A 17,292-nucleotide genomic window follows, 5' to 3' on the forward strand; every position below is an offset into this window, starting at 1 on the left:
CGCGAGGGTCAGATGCGGGACTTGGCCACCACCACCGCGCCCACCATGGCCACCAGCAGGAGCAGGCTGACCGCCTCGAAGGGCAGCAGCCAGGCGGTGAAGATGGTCTCGCCGATGGCCGCCATGGTGCCGAACGTCGCCTGCTGCTGGGCTCCCATGGGCGCGGGCAGCGCGTCCAGCCGGCCCAGCGTCACGCCCAGCACGGCCAGCAGGCCCAGCGCGGAGGCGCCGCCCAGGAACCGGGTCGCCGAGGGCTTTCCGCGGTGGGGGGCGTCACCCAGGTTGAGCAGCATGATGACGAAGAGGAAGAGCACCATGATGGCGCCCGCGTAGACGAGCACCTGCACCGCGGCCACCGTGTGCGCCCAGAGCAGCACGTAGATGCCGGCCAGGAAGAAGAACGTCGACACCAGGGCCATGGCGGAGTTGATGGGGCTCCGCGCGCTGATGACCAGCCCCGCCGACAGCAGCGTCATGACGGCGAAAACGCCGAAGAGGACCAATTCGATGTTCAAGACCAGTCTCCGAAGGAACCCCAGGGGTGGTCACCGTAAGGGCAGCGGTGCTCGCGCACGTGAGCCTCGAACTCGTCCCGGAACCGCATGAGGAAGGAGTGCGTGGGCAGCGCCGCCGCGTCACCCAGCGCGCAGATGGTGTTGCCCAGGCCGATGGGCGGGTAGGGCGCGATGGAGGAGGCGACGTTCGACAGCATGTCGATGTCGCTCATCTCCGCGCGGCCTTCCTCGATCTTGCGCAGGAGGCGCGTCTGCCAGGGCGTGCCCTCGCGGCACGGGGTGCACTGGCCGCAGGACTCTTCCGCGTAGAAGCGGGCCACGCGCCAGAGGCTGCGCACCATGCAGGTGGCGTCGTCCATCACGATGACGCCGCCGGAGCCGGCCATCGTCTGCTTCATCTTCAGCGCCTCGAACTCCAGCGCCACGTCCAACTCGTCCGCGCCCAGCACCGGCGCCGAGGAGCCGCCCGGGATGACCGCCTTGACCTTGCGGCCCTTGGGCATGCCCTGGCCGTACTGGTCGTCGTGGATCAGCTCCAGGATGGTGGTGTGCATCCCCACCTCGTAGACGCCGGGGCGGTTCACGGAGCCGGACAGGCACACCAGGTGCGTGCCGCCGGACTTGTCCGTGCCCAGCTTCGCGTACCACTCCGCGCCCTTGGCGAGGATGGGCGGCACGCTGGCGAGCGTCTCCACGTTGTTCACCACCGTGGGGCTGCCGAACAGGCCCACCACCGCGGGGAAGGGAGGCTTCAGGCGGGGCCAGCCCTTCTTGCCCTCCAGGGACTCCAGGAGCGCCGTCTCCTCACCGCAGATGTACGCGCCCGCGCCGCGGACGAGGTAGCAGTTGAGCTCGTAGCCGTCCTTGCCCATCAGCGACTTGCCGAAGATGCCGGCCTTGTAGGCCTCGTCGATGGCCGCCTGGGTGCGCTGCGCCTGGAACTTGAACTCGCCGCGCAGGTACACGTAGCAGGTGTGCACGCCCAGCGCGTACGACGCGATGGCGATGCCCTCCAGCATCATGTGCGGGTCGTTCTCCAGGATGTAGCGGTCCTTGAAGGTGCCCGGCTCGGACTCGTCGCCGTTGACGGCCAGGTACTTGGGCTTGGGGCTGTCCTTGGGGACGAAGCTCCACTTCATGCCCGTGGGGAAGCCCGCGCCGCCACGGCCGCGCAGGTTGGACTTCTTCACCTCGTCGATGATGGCGGCGGGCTCCATCGTGAGCGCGCGCCTGAGGCCGTCATAGCCGCCGCGCGAGCGGTAGCTGTCGAGGGTCCAGGACTGGGGCTTGCCCCAGGCCGCCGAGATGACGGGTTCGACCGCCTTTGCCGTAGAGGCCATGGATGAACGTCCTAGGAAAGCAAGGGAGAGGAGGGGCGACTCACGACAGCCGGGCCAGGATGGCGTCCAGCTTCGCCTGGGTCAGGCGCTCGTGGTGATCCTCATTGATCTGCAGGCAGGGCGCCGTCCCGCAGGACGCCAGGCACTCCGTCTCGCGCAGGGTGAACTTCTCGTTCGTCTCCCCGGCGGTCAGGCCCAGCTTCTGCTCCAGGTACGCGAGCATCTTCTCCGCGCCCCACAGCGAGCAGGAGAGGTTCGTGCAGACGTCGATGACGTACTTGCCCGGCTTCTTGAGGTGGTACATCACGTAGAAGCTGGCGACCTCGTAGGCGCGCTCCGGCGTGACTTCCAGGTTCTTCGCCACCAGCCGAAGGCCCTCGGGAGGCAACCACCCCTTGAGGTCCTGCAGCAGGCGCAGCGCGGGTAGCATGCCGGCGCTTTTGCGATCAGAGGGGTAGTGCGAGAGGATTTCCGCGATCCCCGCGTCGAACTTCTTCTGCTCTTCAGGAGTGAACAGGGGCTCCGCCATGGCGGGCCGGTACGTATTGCCGCAATGGCTTCGTTGTCAACATAAACCCTCGGCGGTAGACTGGGCCGCGCTCAGCAAATTACCGAGCGATTTCAACCCCTTGTTATGAGCTTGGACCCTGCGGACCAGCGGCAGCACCCTCGTGTCCCCACCATCCTGCGGGTGGACTACGCCCACGGTCGGCCGCTGCGGGACGTGACGGAAAACCTCTCCGCCGGAGGCCTCTTCGTCCAGACCGAGCAGCTCTTCGCGGTGGGGGATGAACTGCGGCTTGCTCTTTCTTTCCCGGGACTGCTGGATCCGGTAGAAGTCGCGGGGACGGTGGCGTGGGTGCGCATCGCCGCCCCGGATCAGCCGGGCGGCGTGGGCATTCGTGTGGAGCGCGAGCAGGACCGGCGGCGACTGGGTGAGATCTTGAGTGCGGCGGGACCCAACGACAGCGCGGTGACCCCCTCGGAGCAGGACGGGTACCGTGTGCTCATCGTCGAGGACAACCCCCACATCATCGAGATGTACAGCTACGTGCTGAAGAAGCTCGCGAGCAACGACCTGCACGGCAAGGTCCCGCTGGAGGTCCACTTCGCCCCGGACGGCCACCACGCCCTGCTGCGGCTGCGCGAGGATCGCTTCAGCCTGGTGATGCTGGACCTCTACATGCCGGTGATGGACGGCTTCGCCCTGGTGGAGCGCATCCGCGAGGAGGAGGAGCTCAAGGGCATCCCGGTCATCGCGATCTCCGCGGGCGGCAAGGAGGCCCAGGAGCGGGCGATGCAGCTGGGGGTGGACATCTACCTGCGCAAGCCCGTGCGGTTCGTGGAGGTGCTGGAGACGGTCAAGCAGCTCCTGCGCATCCGGTAGGGCGGCCGGGGCCCGGCGCTGCCCGCGCCTCCTATAAGATGCGCCAGACGTTGAAGCGCCGGGCGGGTGCCGCGTAGAGTCCCGCGCACCCATGACGAAGCCCGCCATCCATCGTGACACCGTCAGTGGCGAGGCGCTGCTCATCCTGCAGAATCTGCGGGAGAACGGCCGCCTGGGACGCTCGAACAAGCTGGCCGACGTGAAGGCCGCCCTCGAGCCGTCCGTCTCGCTGGAGTTCGACAGCTACTTCTTCTTCCTGCGCAAGTTCCACTACATCGCCATGGACCGCGAGGCCCAGCTCAAGCTCACCGAACAGGGGGAGCGGGTGGTGGAGGGGGACCTGCAGGACCGGTTCGCGTCCGAGGTCGACGACTTCTTCGCGGATCAGCTCCTGCCGGCGGAGGACGCCACGCACATCGGCCGCCCGCTGGACGAGGACGAGCCGATGAGCGTCCCGCCGCCGCCGCCGGAGCTGCTCCTGGACGAGACGGAGGTGGATCCATCCTCCGCGGCCGGGGCCGCTCCCCCGGTGGGGCCGCCGCCCGTGCCGCCGTCGCGCACGCAGCGCGTGGCGATGCCGGCGCTGGACCTGGGGCAGGCCGCGACGCAGATGCAGCCCGCCGCCCCGGCGCCCATCGCGCCGCCCCGCTCGGAAGGCCCGGCGGAGGGACGCCGGGAGACCTTCATCGGGCTGCCGCCGTCTCCCCAGCCCGCCGTGGTGACCGCGCCGGCTCCCAGCGCGTCCCAACCGCTCATCATCACCCCTCCGCTCGCCGCCGCGCCCGCTCCGATGCCCCCTCCCGCCACGACCCCCGCCCCCGCAGCCCCGGTTCCCCAGGCCGTCGCCGCGAAGGGCGCCAGCGACCTGGATCTGCGCTACCAGAAGTTCGACCCCATTGGCACGGGGCCGCTGGGCACGGTCTTCAAGGGCCGCTACAACGCGCTGGGGCTGGACATCTGCATCAAGGAGCTGAAGGACATCTTCGGCTACTTCTCCTTCCTGCAGCGCGGTGAGGTCCTCAAGCGCCTCAAGAAGGAGCTGTGCGCGCAGGCGCAGGTGCGCCACCCGGGCGTGGTGCAGATCCTCGACCAGAACGTGGACTCGGGGCGGCCCTACTTCGTGGTGGAGCTGATGCGCGGCAGCCTGAAGGAGCGGCTGGAGGCGGCCGGCGGCAAGGGCATTGACGTGCCGCACGCGCTGCGCACCTTCCTGCAGCTGGCCTACGGCCTGAAGGCCGCGCACGCGGCGGGGCTCACCCACCACAACATCAAGCCGGAGAACGTCCTCTTCGACGCCTACGGCAACGCGAAGCTCGCGGACTTCGGCATGAGCCGCGTGGTGGAGGTGGACGCCACCAAGGGCATGCCCCAGGTGTTCGTGGGCACGGGCGGCATGGTCTACATGGCGCCGGAGCTGATGAACAAGGGCGTCCAGGAGGCGGGCCCGTCTGCGGACGTGTACGCCCTGGGCATCCTGCTCTACGAGATGTTCACCGGTCAGATTCCGGGCCGCCGCTCGCCGCTGCCCTCCGAGGTGAACCCGGAGGCGCCGAGCGGGTTGGATCAGCTCTTCGACAAGGCCACGCAGGACCGGCGCGAGCAGCGCTACCCGGACGTGGACGCGATGCTGGCGGACTTCTACAAGGCCTTCCCGGAGCGCGAGTACCTGGACCGCGGCGCGCTCATCCTGTCGTCGGAGCCGCAGGAGTAGCCGTTGGCCGGGCGGGCGGGCTCCTCGCGAGGCTCGCCCGTGCCCGCATGGACCTGTCAGAGTGCGGTGCGTCATGCACACGCGCTCCTCTGACAGCGTCCTCCTCACCGTCACCGGCAGGGACGGCCCCGACACCACCGCCCGCCTCACCGGCCTGCTCGCGCAAGCGGGCGCGGAGCTGCTCGACGTGGAGCAGGTGGTGGTGCAGGGCCTGCTCACCCTGGCGCTGTGGGTGCGCCTGCCGGAGGGCGCGTCCCTCCAGGCGCTCCCCGAGCTGGCCCGCGAGCTGGGCGTCACGGTGGACGTGCGCGCGGTGCCTCCGCCCGCCGCGCCGCCGGGGCCGGCGCCGTTGCGCTACGTCGTCACCGCGGTGGGCAAGGCGCTGGGCGTGCAGGACGTGCACGCGCTGACGCGGCAGCTGGCGGAGGGCCACGCGCGCGTGGAGCGCATCACCCGGCTGAGCGAGACGCCGCTCGCCGCGGTGGAGCTGCACGTCACGCTGCCTCCGGCCGCCGACACGGCGGCGCTCAAGCGCGCGCTGCTGGCGCTGTCCATGGCGAGCCCCACGTTCGACGTGGCCCTCCAGCGCGAGAGCCTCTACCGGCGCGGCAAGCGGATGGTGGTGATGGACATGGACTCCACGCTCATCCGCATCGAGGTCATCGACGAGCTGGCGCGGGCGTACGGCGTCCACGCGCAGGTGGCCGCCATCACCGAGCGCGCGATGCACGGGGAGATGGACTACGACGAGTCCCTGCGCCAGCGCGTGGCGCTGCTCGCGGGGCTGGACGCGCGCGTGCTGCACGAGCTGGCCGCGAGCCTGCCGCTCACGGAGGGCGCGGAGACGCTCATCCGCGTGCTCAAGCGCCTGGGCTACCGCACCGCCGTCATCAGCGGCGGCTTCTCCGTGGCGGCGGAGGCGCTCCAGCAGCGGCTGGGCATCGACTTCGCGTACTCCAACGCGCTGGAGGTGCGGGACGGGAAGCTCACCGGCCGCACGGTGGGCACCATCGTCAACGCGCGCCGCAAGGCGGAGCTGCTGGAGACGCTGGCGAAGCAGGAGGGCGTCCTCCTGGAGCAGGTCATCGCCGTGGGCGACGGCGCCAACGACCTGCTGATGCTGGAGAAGGCGGGGCTGGGCATCGCCTTCCGCGCCAAGCCGAAGCTCCGTGAGGCCGCCGACACGTCCATCTCCGCCGGCGGGCTGGACACCATCCTCACGCTGCTGGGGCTCACCGCGCGCGAGCTGCGCGAGGTGGGCTGAAGACCGCCGGCAGGCCCTCAGAGGCGCATGCGCGCGGCCAGCTCGCGCTGCTGCACCTGGCCCTTCTCGAAGACGAGCTCCAAGAGGGCGCGCAGGATCTTGGAGCTCTTCTCCTGGTTCTGCTGCACCGTCTGCAGGCGGGCGAGGTCCTCCTCGGTCCACTCGGAGGTGGGCGCGCCGCCCGCGAGGATTTCATCCAGGATGTCCGAGGCGCTGGAGCTGGAGCTCGCGGCGGGCGCGGGGGCCGCGCGCGCGGCGGGTGGCGGGGCGGCGGGCGGCGCGGCGTTCGGGTCGACGATGTCGCTGATGCGCTTGACGACCGTCTTGCCGCTCATGTCCACGACCTTGAACTCCTCCTCCTCCGGGAGCTCCCCCGCGTCCTGCTGCTTCGCCGTGTCGGGCTTGAAGCGCTTCTTCTCCACGGGCTCCTGGCCGCGGTAGTGGCGCAGGATGGCGTGCTCGATTTCACGGTCGCCCGCCACCATGGGGACCACGCGGGCGCGGCTGCGCGCCGCGACCTGATCCAACGTGGCCAGGTCCGTGGGGTCGGCCATGGCCAGCACCAGCGTCTTCCCGTTGTCCTTGAGCTGCACGGGGAAGATGCCCTTCTGCTCCGCCAGGCCCACGTCCACGCGCGTGAGCGCGGCCGAGTCCTTCGTCAGGTTGCCCAGCTGCACGCGCGGCATTCCCAGGCCCTGGCAGATGGCCTGGGTGATGGTCTCCTCGGACGCCAGCCCCAGGTCCGCGACGACGCGCGACACGCGCCCGCCCCACTGGTCCAACGACGCGAGCGCGCTGCGTAGCTGCAGCTCGTCGATGACGCGCGCCTTGACGAGGATGTCCGCGATGCGATTCCGGGAAGGGGGAGCCATGGGATGGGGATTCTAGCGTCTGATGGCGCGGACGCTCAGTCCACGTCGATGAACATGCCTTGAGGGCAAGGAGGCCTGGACCATGCAGCCGTTCGCGGACGCCGCCACCCAGATGTGCCCGTACTGCGGTGAGGAGGTCGAAGTCGACGTGGACTCGCTGGGCGCCTCCTCCGAGTCCTACGTGGAGGACTGCCCCGTCTGCTGCCGCCCCTGGCAGGTGCGCGTCACCCGGGACGAGGACGGCCCCGTCGTCGCCCTGGGCCGCGACGACGACTGACCGCCCGGGCGGTGGCCCGCTGGCAGGAGGGCAGGCGGGCGGGCGCGGGGGCGCGCTGGGCGGCGCGAGGGCGGCCGGGGCCGTTCCTTGACACGTCCCGAAGCATGGTTCTCTTGAGTCTTGTGAGGCGCTGCCGGGCGCCCTCGGAGACGAGGTCCCGGCCGCCCGATTCAACAACGACCGTGAACCCGCACACCGTGCGTCCGCGAGGGCGACACGAACAGGAGAAGACCATGCTGAACGCTCGCCACCCCTTCAACAACGCCGCCGTTGCCCACCCGCTGCTGCGCGACTTCGACTTCCTCTTCCGCGAGCTGGCCTCGCCGGGCGTCCGCAACGACGCCGAGCGCACCGTCACGCCCGCGGCGGACATCGTGGAGGCCGAGTCCGGCATCACGCTGCGCGTGGACCTGCCGGGCCACGACGCCAAGGCCATCCAGGTGAAGGTGGAAGACGGCGTGCTGACCGTGCGCTCCGAGCGCAAGGAGGACGCGCTGCCGGAGGGCAGCACCCTGCGGCGCCAGGAGCGCGCCCCGGGCGTGTACGCGCGCCAGTTCCGCCTGCCGGAGACGGTGGACTCGGCCCGCGTGGAGGCCCGCTACGACAATGGCGTGCTCACCCTCACCCTGCCGCGCCGCGAGGAGACCAAGCCCCGCGTCGTCGAGGTGAAGGTCCAGGGTTGATGCCCATGCGGCAACACCCCGTCAGGGAGGCCGCTGCCCTCGCGACCGCGAGGCGCGGCGACTCCCGCAAGCAGCCTTGCGACCCGAGGGCTTCCGCGGTGGCCGGCGGAAGCCCCCGTCCCCTCACTTGCGAGCAGCGCTGGTGTTGAGCGCCAGCGGCACCCGGAACAGCTCCATCACCTGCGTCACGTCCAGCGGCTTGGCCAGGCACGCCACCGCGCCGGCCTGCTTGGACTGCTCCACCACGTCGGGCGTGTGATTGCTCGTCATGGTGATGAGGCGCACGCCCTCCATCTGCTTGCGCGCGCGGATGCGCTTGCAGACCTCGATGCCGTCGATGTCCGGCATGTTGAGGTCGATGATCATCCCGTGCGGCTTCTGCTCCGACACCAGCAGCAGGGCCTCCACGCCGCTCGTGGTCGTCTGGAGCTCCACCTGGTTCGCGTGCGGCTTGAACGCGCGCTTGATGGCGTCCAGCACCGGGCGCTCGTCGTCCACGACGAGCAGGCGCACCGTGCTGCTGCCCAGCTCCTCGGGCACGGGCATCTGGTGGGTGACCAGGAAGGTGCGCAGGTCCGTCGAACGCACCCGGCGGTGGCCACCCGGCGTGCGGAACGCCATCAGGATGCCGCGGTCAATCCACTTGCTCACCGTCGACGGGTCCACCTGAAGCAACCGACTGATGTCGTGCGTCGTGTAGAGCTGGTCCGTCATCGCCGTACTCCCCTCGGACTGCATCGTTCCACTAGCCATGGAAATAAACACCTACCTTGAATGCGGGGTTTGATCAACCCACCCTACGACGTGCTGCGTTTCTCTGTGCTTCTCATCAGACCCACGGCGTCTTCCCAACGGCCACTGGCACGGAGGCACAGCTCCACAAGCTCACGGGCGGCTCCGTGACCGCCCACGTTCGTCGTAACGAAGTCCGCTTCCTGGCGCACCTCAGGAACAGCATCCGCCGGACAGGCCGAAAGCCCAGAGAGTGACATGGGGTCCAGGTCGTTGAGGTCGTCTCCCATGTACGCGCACTCGTTTGCGGGGATTTGGAGTTGGGCGAGCAATTCCAGGAGGGCGGGGCCCTTCTGCTTGCGGCCCTGGAAGATGGCGGCGAGGCCCAGCTCCCGGCCTCGCGCCTCGACGATGCGGGACGAGCGCGCGGTGAGGATGGCGGCGGGCAGGCCCACCAGCCGGGCCATGACGAGCGCATGGCCGTCCTTCACGTTGAAGCGCTTCATCACCTCGCCGGTGTCGCCGTAGTACAGGGCGCCGTCGGTGAGGACGCCATCCACGTCGAACACGAGCAACCGCACGCGCGACGCACGGGACGTCAGCTCTTCCTTGCCCGGCTTGGAAGGCGCTTCCGGCTGCATGGCCTCCTCACCTTTCGCGTCCATCAACTGGCTTCGTGACCCAGCGCGCGGCGGATGCTGAGCACATCTCGTACCACGTCCTCGAACATCTGTGGATTGAGCGAGCACGGACCGTCACACAGGGCACGGTCGGGGTCTTCGTGGACTTCTGTGAATAAAGCGTCAATCCCGGCGGCGGCGGCGCTGCGGGCAAGCAGCGAGACGAATCGTCGCTCCCCGCCCGTCTTGCCGTCGCTGGAGCTGGGCAACTGCACTGCGTGGGTCGCGTCCATGCAGACCACGAGGCCGGCCTCGCGCATCTGGGCGAAGCCGCGCATGTCCACGACGAGGTTGTTGTAGCCGAAGGAGGAGCCCCGCTCGGTGACGAGGACGTTGGGGTTGCCCGCCTCCACGGCCTTCCGGGCCGAGTGGACGATGTCCTTGGGGGCCACGAACTGTCCCTTCTTCAAGTTCACCCCCTTGCCCGAGCGGGCCACTGCCTCCACGAGGTCCGTCTGCCGGCAGAGGAACGCCGGTATCTGGATGATATCCACGACTTCAGCGGCAGGCCCGACGTGGCTGGTTTCATGGACGTCCGTGAGAACGGGCACTCCCACCTCCCGTCGCACGCGGTCCAGGATTCTCAGACCTTCCTTCAAACCCGGGCCACGGAACGACTTGCCGCTCGTCCGGTTGGCCTTGTCATAGGAACATTTGAAGGCATACGGGACGCCGAGCCGGGCGGTGATGCCCTTGAGGAGGTGGGCGTGGCGCAGGGCCATCTCCTCGGACTCGATGCTGTCCGGGCCGGCGATGACGAAGAGGCGCTGGCCGGGGCCGACCTTGTGGCCGCACAGCTCGATGGAGGGGGCGTTGCTCACGAGCGCACCGGGGCCTGGCCCTGGGCGGCGTCGCGCTGGGCGAGCGCCGCGCCGATGAAGCCGGAGAAGAGGGGGTGGGGGGCGAAGGGCTTGCTCTTGAACTCGGGGTGGAACTGGCAGCCGACGAAGTACGGGTGGTCCGTCAGCTCGATCATCTCCACCAGGTTCAGCTCCGGGTTGTGGCCGGAGATGACCAGCCCGGCCTCCTGGAGGCGGCCGCGGTAGGCGTTGTTGACCTCGTAGCGGTGGCGGTGGCGCTCCTGGATGGCGTCCTGGCCGTAGAGCCTGTGCGCGACGGTGCCGGGCTTGAGCGCGCACGCGTAGCTGCCCAGGCGCATGGTGCCGCCCTTGTCCTGCACCTTCACCTGGCTCTCCATGAGCGTCACCACGGGGTGGGCGGTGTGCTCGTCGAACTCCAGGCTGTTGGCGCCCTTGAGGCCCAGCACGGTGCGGCTGAACTCCACCACGGCCATCTGGAGGCCCAGGCAGATGCCGAAGAAGGGGAGCTTGTTCTCACGCGCGTAGCGGACCGCGGCGATCTTCCCCTCCGTGCCGCGCACGCCGAAGCCGCCGGGCACGAGCACCGCGTCCACGCCCGCGAGCATCTTCTCCGTCCCCTGCGCCTCCACGTCCTGGCTGTCCACGAAGCGCAGCTTCACGCGCACGTCGTTGGCGATGCCGCCGTGGAGCAGGGACTCGTTGAGGCTCTTGTAGCTCTCCGTGAGGTTCACGTACTTGCCCACGATGGCGACGGTGACCTCGCCGCGTGCGGGCTCGTAGATCTTCCGGGTGATGGTCTCCCACTTCTCCAGGTGGGGCGCGCGGCTCCAGATGTTGAGCACCTCCGCCAGCCGCTCATCCAGGCCCTGGCGGTGCAGCTCCAGGGGCAGCTCGTAGATGCTGCGCACGTCCGGGGACGTGAACACGTTGCCGTTGTCCACGTTGCAGAACATGGCGATCTTGTCCTTCAGCTCGCGAGAGATCTCCCGGTCCGTCCGGCACAGGAGGAAGTCCGGCTGGATGCCGATCTCTCGCAGCTTCATCACCGAGTGCTGCGTGGGCTTGGTCTTCACCTCACCCGCGGCGCCGATGTACGGCAGCAGCGTCAGGTGGATGTAGACGGCGTTCTGGCTGCCCACGTCGTAGCGCATCTGGCGGATGGCCTCGAGGAAGGGCAGGGACTCGATGTCGCCCACCGTGCCGCCGACCTCCACGATGACGACGTCCACGTCCTGGGCGGCCTGGCGGATGCTGGCCTTGATCTCGTCCGTGATGTGCGGAATCACCTGGACGGTCTTGCCCAGGTACTCCCCCCGGCGCTCCTTGGTGATGACCGCGTTGTAGATGCGGCCGGAGGTGAAGTTGTTGAGGCGGCTCATCCGGGCGTGGGTGAACCGCTCGTAGTGGCCCAGGTCCATGTCGGTCTCGCCACCGTCCTCGGTGACGAAGACCTCGCCGTGCTGGAAGGGGCTCATCGTGCCCGGATCCACGTTGATGTACGGATCCAGCTTGATGAGGGTGATGTCCAGCCCGCGGTTCTCGAGGAGGGCGCCAATGGATGCGGAGGCCAGTCCCTTCCCCAGCGAGCTGACCACGCCGCCCGTCACGAAGATGAACTTGGTTTTCTTGGAGCGCATGTCCCTTCCTGCCAAGAGGGCCAGGGGGCGTCAAATATTCTCTGACGCACGGACGGCCGGCTGGTCCCGCCCCGCGAGCTCAGCCCTTCACTGCGCGTCCCAACCGCTAGGGCGGGCGACCGCGAACTGCTGGGCGGTGGGCTGGCCCACGCGGAAGTGGCGCAGGTCACACCCCCGGCAACTCCAGCCCTCCCAGCCTTTCTTCACGACCTGGTGCAGGCAGGCGTCGTAGTTGGGACAAAAAAGATTGCGCTGGTCGTCCACCGTCTCTTCATCACGGAGGGCGGAAGGCAGCGGGATGGGGCATGGCGTGATGGACACGGCAGTTCTCCGGCAGGCGACCCCGACGGTCGTGGATGGCGCTTCCCCCCGGCGGCCTCGAACCGGTGGGTGGACAGGACATTCCCGGTGGGTCGGGGGACGAAAAAAGTCGCCCCCGTCGGCAAGGACGGGGGCGACTCGTTACCGCGAGCGTCGGCTTTCCGCCGGGCGGCCCTGCGCTAGCAGGCCACCGCGACGGAGGCAGACGCCTTGATCATGCTGTCGTTCAAGGCATCACCTCCTTTCTTGCGGCAGCAGAGATAATGCGCGCCTTCATTTCGCGCCATGGAACCCGGGGGACAGGTGCGGCCTGTCCAGGGAACGAGCGTTCAGGCGGCGACGACCTGGCGCTCCACGAGGCGGCGGTAGAGGCCGTCCTGCGTCATGAGGGCGGAGTGGGTGCCGCTCTGCACCACGCGGCCGTGCTCCATCACCAGCACGCGCTGGGCGTTGGCCACGGTGGACAGGCGGTGGGCGATGATGAGCGTGGTGCGGCCCTGCATCAGCCGGTCCAGGGCGTCCTTCACCAGGTGCTCGCTCTCTGAATCCAGGGCGGAGGTGGCCTCGTCCAGGATGAGGATGCGCGGGTCCTTGAGCACGGCCCGCGCGATGGCCACGCGCTGCTTCTGGCCGCCGGAGAGCTGCACGCCGCGCTCGCCCACCTCCGTGCGGTAGCCGTCCGGGAAGCGCTGGATGAAGTCGTGGGCGTTCGCGGCCCGGGCGGCGGCCTCGACCTGCGCGTCGGTGGCGTCCGGCCGGCCGTAGCGGATGTTGTCCGCGATGGAGCAGGAGAAGAGCAGGGGCTCCTGGGCGACCATGCCCACGTGGCGCCGCAGCCAGTCCGGGTCCAGGGACTTCAGGGGGCGGTCGTCCAGGAGCAGCTGGCCCTGGAGCGGATCATAGAAGCGGGACAGGAGGGCGGCGAGCGTGGACTTGCCGGCGCCGGAGGAGCCCACCACGGCGACGACCTCGCCGGCGTTGACGGTGAGGTCGATGCCCTGGAGCACCGGCACGTCCGGGCGCGTGGGGTAGGCGAAGTGCACGCCGCGCAGCTCCACGCGGCCCTCGACGGTGGCGGGGCGCTCGCCCTCGTTGGTGGGGATGGCGGGCGGGCGGTCCATCAGCTCGAAGACGCGCTCGGCGGCGCCGGAGGCGCGCATGAAGTCCGCCCAGAGGTCCGCCAGGGAGCCCAGGGAGACGGCCACGAGCATCGTGTAGATGAGGAACGAGGTGAGGGCGCCCACGGAGAGCTCGCCGTCCACCACCAGCCGGCCGCCGTACCAGAACACCACCACCGCGGCGATGTAGCCCGCGCTGGAGGCGCCGCCCATGAAGGCGGCGGACTGGCGCGCGCGGTGGCGGGCGACCTCGTAGGCGTGGCGCACGGTGCTGCCGTAGCGCGCGACCTCGGACGCCTCCGCCGCGAAGGAGCGCACGGTGCGCATGCCGGACAGGCTCTCCTCGGCGACCTCGCTGGCCTTGGCGAGCGCGTCCTGCACGTTGCGCGACAGCCCGCGCACGCGCCGGCCGTAGACCATGCCGCCCACGGCGACGACCGGGACGATGGCGAGCATCAGGAAGGTGAGCGAGGGCGAGGTGTAGAAGAGCAGCACGATGCCGCCCAGGACCTGCACCGCGTTGCGCAGCCCCTGGGAGATGTTCACGCTCACCGTGTTCTGGAGCACGGTGGTGTCGGAGGCGAGCCGGCTGGTGAGCTCTCCGGTGCGGTGCGTGTCGAAGAAGGCCACCTCCTGGTTCATGAGGCTGCGGAAGAAGTCATGGCGCAGGCGCATGACCACGCGCTCGCCGGCGGCGGCGAAGAGATAGAAGCGCAGGGCGGTGGCCACGCCCTGGACCAGGAAGACGGCCAGCATGACGAGCGCGGCCTTGTCGATGAGGTCGCGGTTCTTCGCGTTGAGGGCCTCGTCGACGAGGATCCGGACGCCCTGGGGGTAGACTAGGCTGGCGGCGCTGCTGATGAACAGGAAGACGGTGGCGAACAGCAGCGTGCCCAGTTCAGGGCGGGCCAGCGCCAGCAGGCGGCGGATGGTGACCCCGGAGGCACGTTGACGTGTCGGAGCGGTGACGGAGGGAGGCACCGGCGGAGCCTACCGGACTGTCGCGGGACGTGCAGCCCGGACCGCGTCCGCAGGGCCGGGATGCAGGCGGGAGGCCTGGGTGGTATTCCAGGGCCGTTCCACGTGAGGAGGGGCCATGGAGACGCGCGTCTTTGGCAACACCGGGGTGGCGGTGCCCGTCATCGGACAGGGCACCTGGCAGATGGAGGGGGACGACCCGAAGTCCGTCGTCCAGGCCCTGCGCGCCGGGTTGGACCTGGGGCTCACGCACCTGGACACCGCGGAGCTCTACGGGCAGGGGCGGGTGGAGGAGGCGCTGGTGGCGAAGGCCATCGAGGGCCGGCGCGACGAGGTGTTCCTCGTCTCCAAGGTGATGCCCTCCAACGCGACGCGGGAGGGCACGGTGGCCGCCTGTGAGCGCAGCCTGAGGCGGCTCGGCACGGACCGGCTGGACTGCTACCTGTTGCACTGGCCCGGGGCGCACCCGCTGGAGGGCACGGTGGCGGCCTTCGAGGCGCTGGTGAAGGCGGGGAAGATCCGCTCCTGGGGCGTGAGCAACTTCGGGGTGGAGGACCTGGAGGAGGTGCAGGCCCTCGCGGGCAAGGGGCGCATCGCGTGCAACCAGGTGCTGTACCACCTGGAGGAGCGCGCCATCGAGCACGCGGTCATCCCGTGGTGCGAGGCGCAGGGCGTGGCGGTGGTGGCCTACAGCCCGTTCGGCAACGGGCAGTTCCCCTCGCCCACCAGCGCGGGCGGCAAGGTGCTGGCGTCCATCGCGAAGGCGCACGGCGCGACGCCCTTCCAGGTGGCGCTCCAGTTCCTCGTGCGCCGGCCGTCGGTGTTCGCCATCCCCAAGGCGAGCGACGTGGCGCACGTGCGCGACAACGCGGGCGCGGCCTCGCTGAAGCTCACGAAGGAGGAGCTCCAGCGCATCGACGAGGCCTTCCCCAGGGGCGACGACCCGGGCGAGCTGCCGGTCATCTGAGCCCGGTCAGCCGCGCTGGCGCAGCACGGCCTCCACGCGGGCCACGTCCTCCGGCACGTCCACCGCCACGGTGCGCCAGGACACGCTGGCGCAGCGGATGCGCAGGCCGTGCTCCAGGGCGCGCAGCTGCTCTAGCTTCTCCGCCTCCTCCAGCGGGGTGGGGCTGAGCGAGGCGAGCTGGAGCAGCGTGTCGCGCCGGTAGCCATAGAGGCCCAGGTGGGCCCAGCGGCGCACGGCCGTGCCGGGGTCGCGGGCGTGCGGCACCGCGGCGCGGCTGAAGTAGAGCGCGTCGCCGTTGAGGGCGAGCACGGCCTTCACCACGTTGGGGTTGTCCACCTCCTCCGCGTCCAGGGGGCGCACCAGCGTGCCCATGTGGACGGACTCGTCCTGGAAGAGGTCCGACAGCACCTTGAGGGCGGCGGGGTCCACGAGCGGCTCGTCCCCCTGCACGTTCACCCACACCTCCACGTCCGGGCGGGCGCGGGCGACCTCCGCGATGCGGTCCGTGCCGGTGGGGCAGGCGGGGCTGGTCATCACCGCCTTGCCGCCGAAGCCCTCCACGACGTCGCGGATCCGCGCGTCGTCCGTGGCCACCCACACCTCGTCGAAGGCGTGGGCCTCCTGACAGCGGCGCCAGACGTGCTCGACCATGGGGGTGCCGGCGATGAGGGCGAGCGGCTTGCCAGGGAAGCGGGTGCTGGCATGGCGGGCGGGGATGACGGCCACGGTGTGGGAGGCGGGCATGGGGCGGCATCTATCAGATTCAGGACGTCCCGCCGCGACCGGGAGGGGGCTGCACGGCTCCCACCACTGGCCAGAATCCGTGCCATGCCTAGCTTCCGGGCGACATGAAGAAGGTCATCCACATCGTTGGCGCGCGCCCCAATTTCATGAAGGTGGCACCCATCCATCGGGCCATCTCCGCGCGCGCGTCCCTGCGGCAGCTCGTCATCCACACCGGCCAGCACTACGACGCGAAGATGAGCGACGTCTTCTTCGCGGACCTGGGGCTGCCTCCGCCTGAAATCCACCTGGGCATCGGCTCCGGGAGCCACGCCGAGCAGACGGCGAAGATGATGGTGGAGCTGGAGAAGGTCTTCCTCCAGGAGAAGCCGGACCTGGTCTCCGTGGTGGGCGACGTGAACAGCACCATCGCCGCGGCGCTCGTCACGTCCAAGCTGGCGATTCCGCTGTCCCACGTGGAGGCGGGGCTGCGCAGCTTCGAGCGGCACCAGCCGGAGGAGATCAACCGCGTCGTCACCGACCGGCTCTCCGACCTGCTGCTCACGCCGTCGCGCGACGCGGACGCGAACCTGCTGAGGGAGGGCATCGACCCGAAGCACATCCACCTGGTGGGCAACGTGATGATCGACTCGCTCCTGTCGTCCAAGGAGAGGGCCGACCAGCTGCCCACGCTGAAGCACCTGGGCCTGACGCCGAAGGGCTACGTGGTGGCGACGCTGCACCGCCCGTCCAACGTGGACAACCCGAAGCTGCTGTCGGGCCTGCTGGGCGTGCTGATGGACGTGGCGAAGCAGCTGCCCGTCGTGTTCCCGGTGCACCCGCGCACCCGGAAGATGATCGCCGAGCAGGGGCTGGGCGAACAGTTGGAGCAGACGCCGGGGCTCAAGCTGGTGGACCCCATGGGCTACCTGGAGTTCCTGTCCGTGACGTCGCAGGCGAAGCTGGTGATGACGGACTCGGGGGGCCTCCAGGAGGAGACCACGGCGCTGAACGTGCCGTGCCTCACCATGCGCGAGCAGACCGAGCGTCCCATCACCGTGGAGGTGGGCTCCAACGAGGTGGTGGGCACCGACCCCGCGCGCATCCGCGAGGCCGCGAACCGCGTGCTGTCCGGGAACTTCAAGAAGGGCCGGGTGCCGGAGCTGTGGGACGGCCGCACGGGCGAGCGCATCGCGGACCTGTACGCGCGCTTCCTGGGCGTGCAGACGAAGCGCGCCTTCGGGTGAGCCGGACGCGTCCGTGAAG

18 protein-coding genes are annotated in these 17,292 nt (G+C 69.6%); 7 read left to right on the forward strand and 11 right to left on the reverse strand.

What is annotated here, in order from left to right; genetic code table 11:
- Window positions 1–8 precede the first annotated feature (8 nt).
- Genes U8525_RS03665 through nuoE form a run of 3 tightly spaced genes read right to left on the reverse strand, consistent with a single transcriptional unit; the run spans window position 9 to window position 2,384 of the window.
- Window positions 9–515 carry an NADH-quinone oxidoreductase subunit J gene (locus tag U8525_RS03665; protein ID WP_374261209.1) on the reverse strand — a complete coding sequence of 169 codons (507 nt, stop codon included), beginning with the start codon at window positions 513–515 and terminating at the stop codon, window positions 9–11.
- On the reverse strand, window positions 512–1,855 hold the full coding sequence (nuoF, locus tag U8525_RS03670; RefSeq protein ID WP_374261211.1) for an NADH-quinone oxidoreductase subunit NuoF: 1,344 nt from the start codon (window positions 1,853–1,855) through the stop codon (window positions 512–514). The genes U8525_RS03665 and nuoF overlap by 4 nt, the downstream gene beginning before the upstream one ends.
- Before the next feature lie 40 nt (window positions 1,856–1,895).
- A complete protein-coding gene (nuoE, locus tag U8525_RS03675) occupies window positions 1,896–2,384 on the reverse strand; it encodes an NADH-quinone oxidoreductase subunit NuoE (RefSeq protein WP_374261215.1) in 489 nt (162 codons plus the stop codon).
- Window positions 2,385–2,489: 105 nt separating this feature from the next.
- Here nuoE and U8525_RS03680 point away from each other — a divergent pair, with 105 nt between their 5' ends.
- From U8525_RS03680 to serB, 3 genes are all read left to right on the forward strand, one after another.
- Complete coding sequence (locus U8525_RS03680; RefSeq protein WP_374261218.1) at window positions 2,490–3,242, forward strand: TIGR02266 family protein; 753 nt, start codon at window positions 2,490–2,492, stop codon at window positions 3,240–3,242.
- 91 nt (window positions 3,243–3,333) lie between these two features.
- Window positions 3,334–4,953, forward strand: coding sequence for a serine/threonine-protein kinase (locus U8525_RS03685; protein WP_374261221.1), 1,620 nt, complete (start codon window positions 3,334–3,336; stop codon window positions 4,951–4,953).
- Window positions 4,954–5,026: 73 nt separating this feature from the next.
- Window positions 5,027–6,217 carry a phosphoserine phosphatase SerB gene (gene serB / locus U8525_RS03690; RefSeq protein WP_374261223.1) on the forward strand — a complete coding sequence of 397 codons (1,191 nt, stop codon included), beginning with the start codon at window positions 5,027–5,029 and terminating at the stop codon, window positions 6,215–6,217.
- A 17-nt stretch (window positions 6,218–6,234) separates the two neighbouring features.
- Here the strand turns inward: serB and U8525_RS03695 are convergent, their stop codons facing one another.
- Window positions 6,235–7,089 (reverse strand): hypothetical protein, encoded by an 855-nt coding sequence (locus U8525_RS03695; RefSeq protein WP_374261226.1) that lies wholly within the window; start codon window positions 7,087–7,089, stop codon window positions 6,235–6,237.
- Window positions 7,090–7,171: 82 nt separating this feature from the next.
- Between U8525_RS03695 and U8525_RS03700 the strand changes: the two genes are divergently transcribed.
- Together U8525_RS03700 and U8525_RS03705 are read left to right on the forward strand one after the other, a co-directional pair.
- Window positions 7,172–7,366 (forward strand): CPXCG motif-containing cysteine-rich protein, encoded by a 195-nt coding sequence (locus U8525_RS03700; protein WP_374261228.1) that lies wholly within the window; start codon window positions 7,172–7,174, stop codon window positions 7,364–7,366.
- A 233-nt stretch (window positions 7,367–7,599) separates the two neighbouring features.
- Window positions 7,600–8,049 carry an Hsp20/alpha crystallin family protein gene (locus U8525_RS03705; RefSeq protein WP_374261231.1) on the forward strand — a complete coding sequence of 150 codons (450 nt, stop codon included), beginning with the start codon at window positions 7,600–7,602 and terminating at the stop codon, window positions 8,047–8,049.
- 123 nt (window positions 8,050–8,172) lie between these two features.
- Here the strand turns inward: U8525_RS03705 and U8525_RS03710 are convergent, their stop codons facing one another.
- From U8525_RS03710 to U8525_RS03735, 6 genes are all read right to left on the reverse strand, one after another.
- Window positions 8,173–8,802 carry a response regulator gene (locus U8525_RS03710; protein WP_043321054.1) on the reverse strand — a complete coding sequence of 210 codons (630 nt, stop codon included), beginning with the start codon at window positions 8,800–8,802 and terminating at the stop codon, window positions 8,173–8,175.
- Between the two features lie 44 nt (window positions 8,803–8,846).
- Entirely contained in the window at window positions 8,847–9,422 is a 576-nt protein-coding gene (locus U8525_RS03715) for a KdsC family phosphatase (RefSeq protein WP_374261234.1), read from the reverse strand.
- A 23-nt stretch (window positions 9,423–9,445) separates the two neighbouring features.
- The gene (kdsA, locus tag U8525_RS03720; RefSeq protein WP_374261236.1) at window positions 9,446–10,282 is read right to left on the reverse strand and encodes a 3-deoxy-8-phosphooctulonate synthase; all 837 of its coding nucleotides are present in this window, start codon (window positions 10,280–10,282) and stop codon (window positions 9,446–9,448) included.
- Window positions 10,279–11,919: a CTP synthase gene (locus U8525_RS03725; RefSeq protein WP_374261239.1), complete on the reverse strand. Its 1,641-nt coding sequence runs from the start codon at window positions 11,917–11,919 to the stop codon at window positions 10,279–10,281. Before U8525_RS03725 ends, kdsA begins: the two co-directional genes overlap by 4 nt.
- A gap of 87 nt (window positions 11,920–12,006) precedes the next feature.
- Window positions 12,007–12,240, reverse strand: coding sequence for a hypothetical protein (locus U8525_RS03730; protein WP_374261243.1), 234 nt, complete (start codon window positions 12,238–12,240; stop codon window positions 12,007–12,009).
- 329 nt (window positions 12,241–12,569) lie between these two features.
- The gene (locus U8525_RS03735; protein WP_374261246.1) at window positions 12,570–14,339 is read right to left on the reverse strand and encodes an ABC transporter ATP-binding protein; all 1,770 of its coding nucleotides are present in this window, start codon (window positions 14,337–14,339) and stop codon (window positions 12,570–12,572) included.
- Between the two features lie 115 nt (window positions 14,340–14,454).
- Here U8525_RS03735 and U8525_RS03740 point away from each other — a divergent pair, with 115 nt between their 5' ends.
- On the forward strand, window positions 14,455–15,303 hold the full coding sequence (locus U8525_RS03740; RefSeq protein ID WP_374261249.1) for an aldo/keto reductase: 849 nt from the start codon (window positions 14,455–14,457) through the stop codon (window positions 15,301–15,303).
- Between the two features lie 6 nt (window positions 15,304–15,309).
- Here U8525_RS03740 and kdsB read toward each other — a convergent pair whose 3' ends face one another.
- Window positions 15,310–16,047 (reverse strand): 3-deoxy-manno-octulosonate cytidylyltransferase, encoded by a 738-nt coding sequence (gene kdsB, locus U8525_RS03745; protein WP_374261252.1) that lies wholly within the window; start codon window positions 16,045–16,047, stop codon window positions 15,310–15,312.
- 104 nt (window positions 16,048–16,151) lie between these two features.
- Between kdsB and wecB the strand changes: the two genes are divergently transcribed.
- Complete coding sequence (wecB, locus tag U8525_RS03750) at window positions 16,152–17,273, forward strand: non-hydrolyzing UDP-N-acetylglucosamine 2-epimerase (RefSeq protein ID WP_374261255.1); 1,122 nt, start codon at window positions 16,152–16,154, stop codon at window positions 17,271–17,273.
- Window positions 17,274–17,292: the final 19 nt, after the last annotated feature.

This window comes from Corallococcus sp. RDP092CA, assembly GCF_041903675.1.
Lineage (GTDB): Bacteria > Myxococcota > Myxococcia > Myxococcales > Myxococcaceae > Corallococcus.

Excerpts from the sequence above, each read along its gene's own strand:
- U8525_RS03680 (WP_374261218.1), top strand. The coding sequence starts at position 2,490 with ATGAGCTTGGACCCTGCGGACCAGCGGCAGCACCCTCGTGTCCCCACC.
- wecB (WP_374261255.1), top strand. The coding sequence starts at position 16,152 with ATGAAGAAGGTCATCCACATCGTTGGCGCGCGCCCCAATTTCATGAAG.
- U8525_RS03740 (WP_374261249.1), top strand. The coding sequence starts at position 14,455 with ATGGAGACGCGCGTCTTTGGCAACACCGGGGTGGCGGTGCCCGTCATC.
- U8525_RS03695 (WP_374261226.1), bottom strand. The coding sequence starts at position 7,089 with ATGGCTCCCCCTTCCCGGAATCGCATCGCGGACATCCTCGTCAAGGCG.
- U8525_RS03710 (WP_043321054.1), bottom strand. The coding sequence starts at position 8,802 with ATGGCTAGTGGAACGATGCAGTCCGAGGGGAGTACGGCGATGACGGAC.
- U8525_RS03700 (WP_374261228.1), top strand. The coding sequence starts at position 7,172 with ATGCAGCCGTTCGCGGACGCCGCCACCCAGATGTGCCCGTACTGCGGT.
- U8525_RS03705 (WP_374261231.1), top strand. The coding sequence starts at position 7,600 with ATGCTGAACGCTCGCCACCCCTTCAACAACGCCGCCGTTGCCCACCCG.
- U8525_RS03725 (WP_374261239.1), bottom strand. The coding sequence starts at position 11,919 with ATGCGCTCCAAGAAAACCAAGTTCATCTTCGTGACGGGCGGCGTGGTC.
- U8525_RS03715 (WP_374261234.1), bottom strand. The coding sequence starts at position 9,422 with ATGCAGCCGGAAGCGCCTTCCAAGCCGGGCAAGGAAGAGCTGACGTCC.
- serB (WP_374261223.1), top strand. The coding sequence starts at position 5,027 with ATGCACACGCGCTCCTCTGACAGCGTCCTCCTCACCGTCACCGGCAGG.
- kdsB (WP_374261252.1), bottom strand. The coding sequence starts at position 16,047 with ATGCCCGCCTCCCACACCGTGGCCGTCATCCCCGCCCGCCATGCCAGC.
- nuoF (WP_374261211.1), bottom strand. The coding sequence starts at position 1,855 with ATGGCCTCTACGGCAAAGGCGGTCGAACCCGTCATCTCGGCGGCCTGG.
- U8525_RS03685 (WP_374261221.1), top strand. The coding sequence starts at position 3,334 with ATGACGAAGCCCGCCATCCATCGTGACACCGTCAGTGGCGAGGCGCTG.
- nuoE (WP_374261215.1), bottom strand. The coding sequence starts at position 2,384 with ATGGCGGAGCCCCTGTTCACTCCTGAAGAGCAGAAGAAGTTCGACGCG.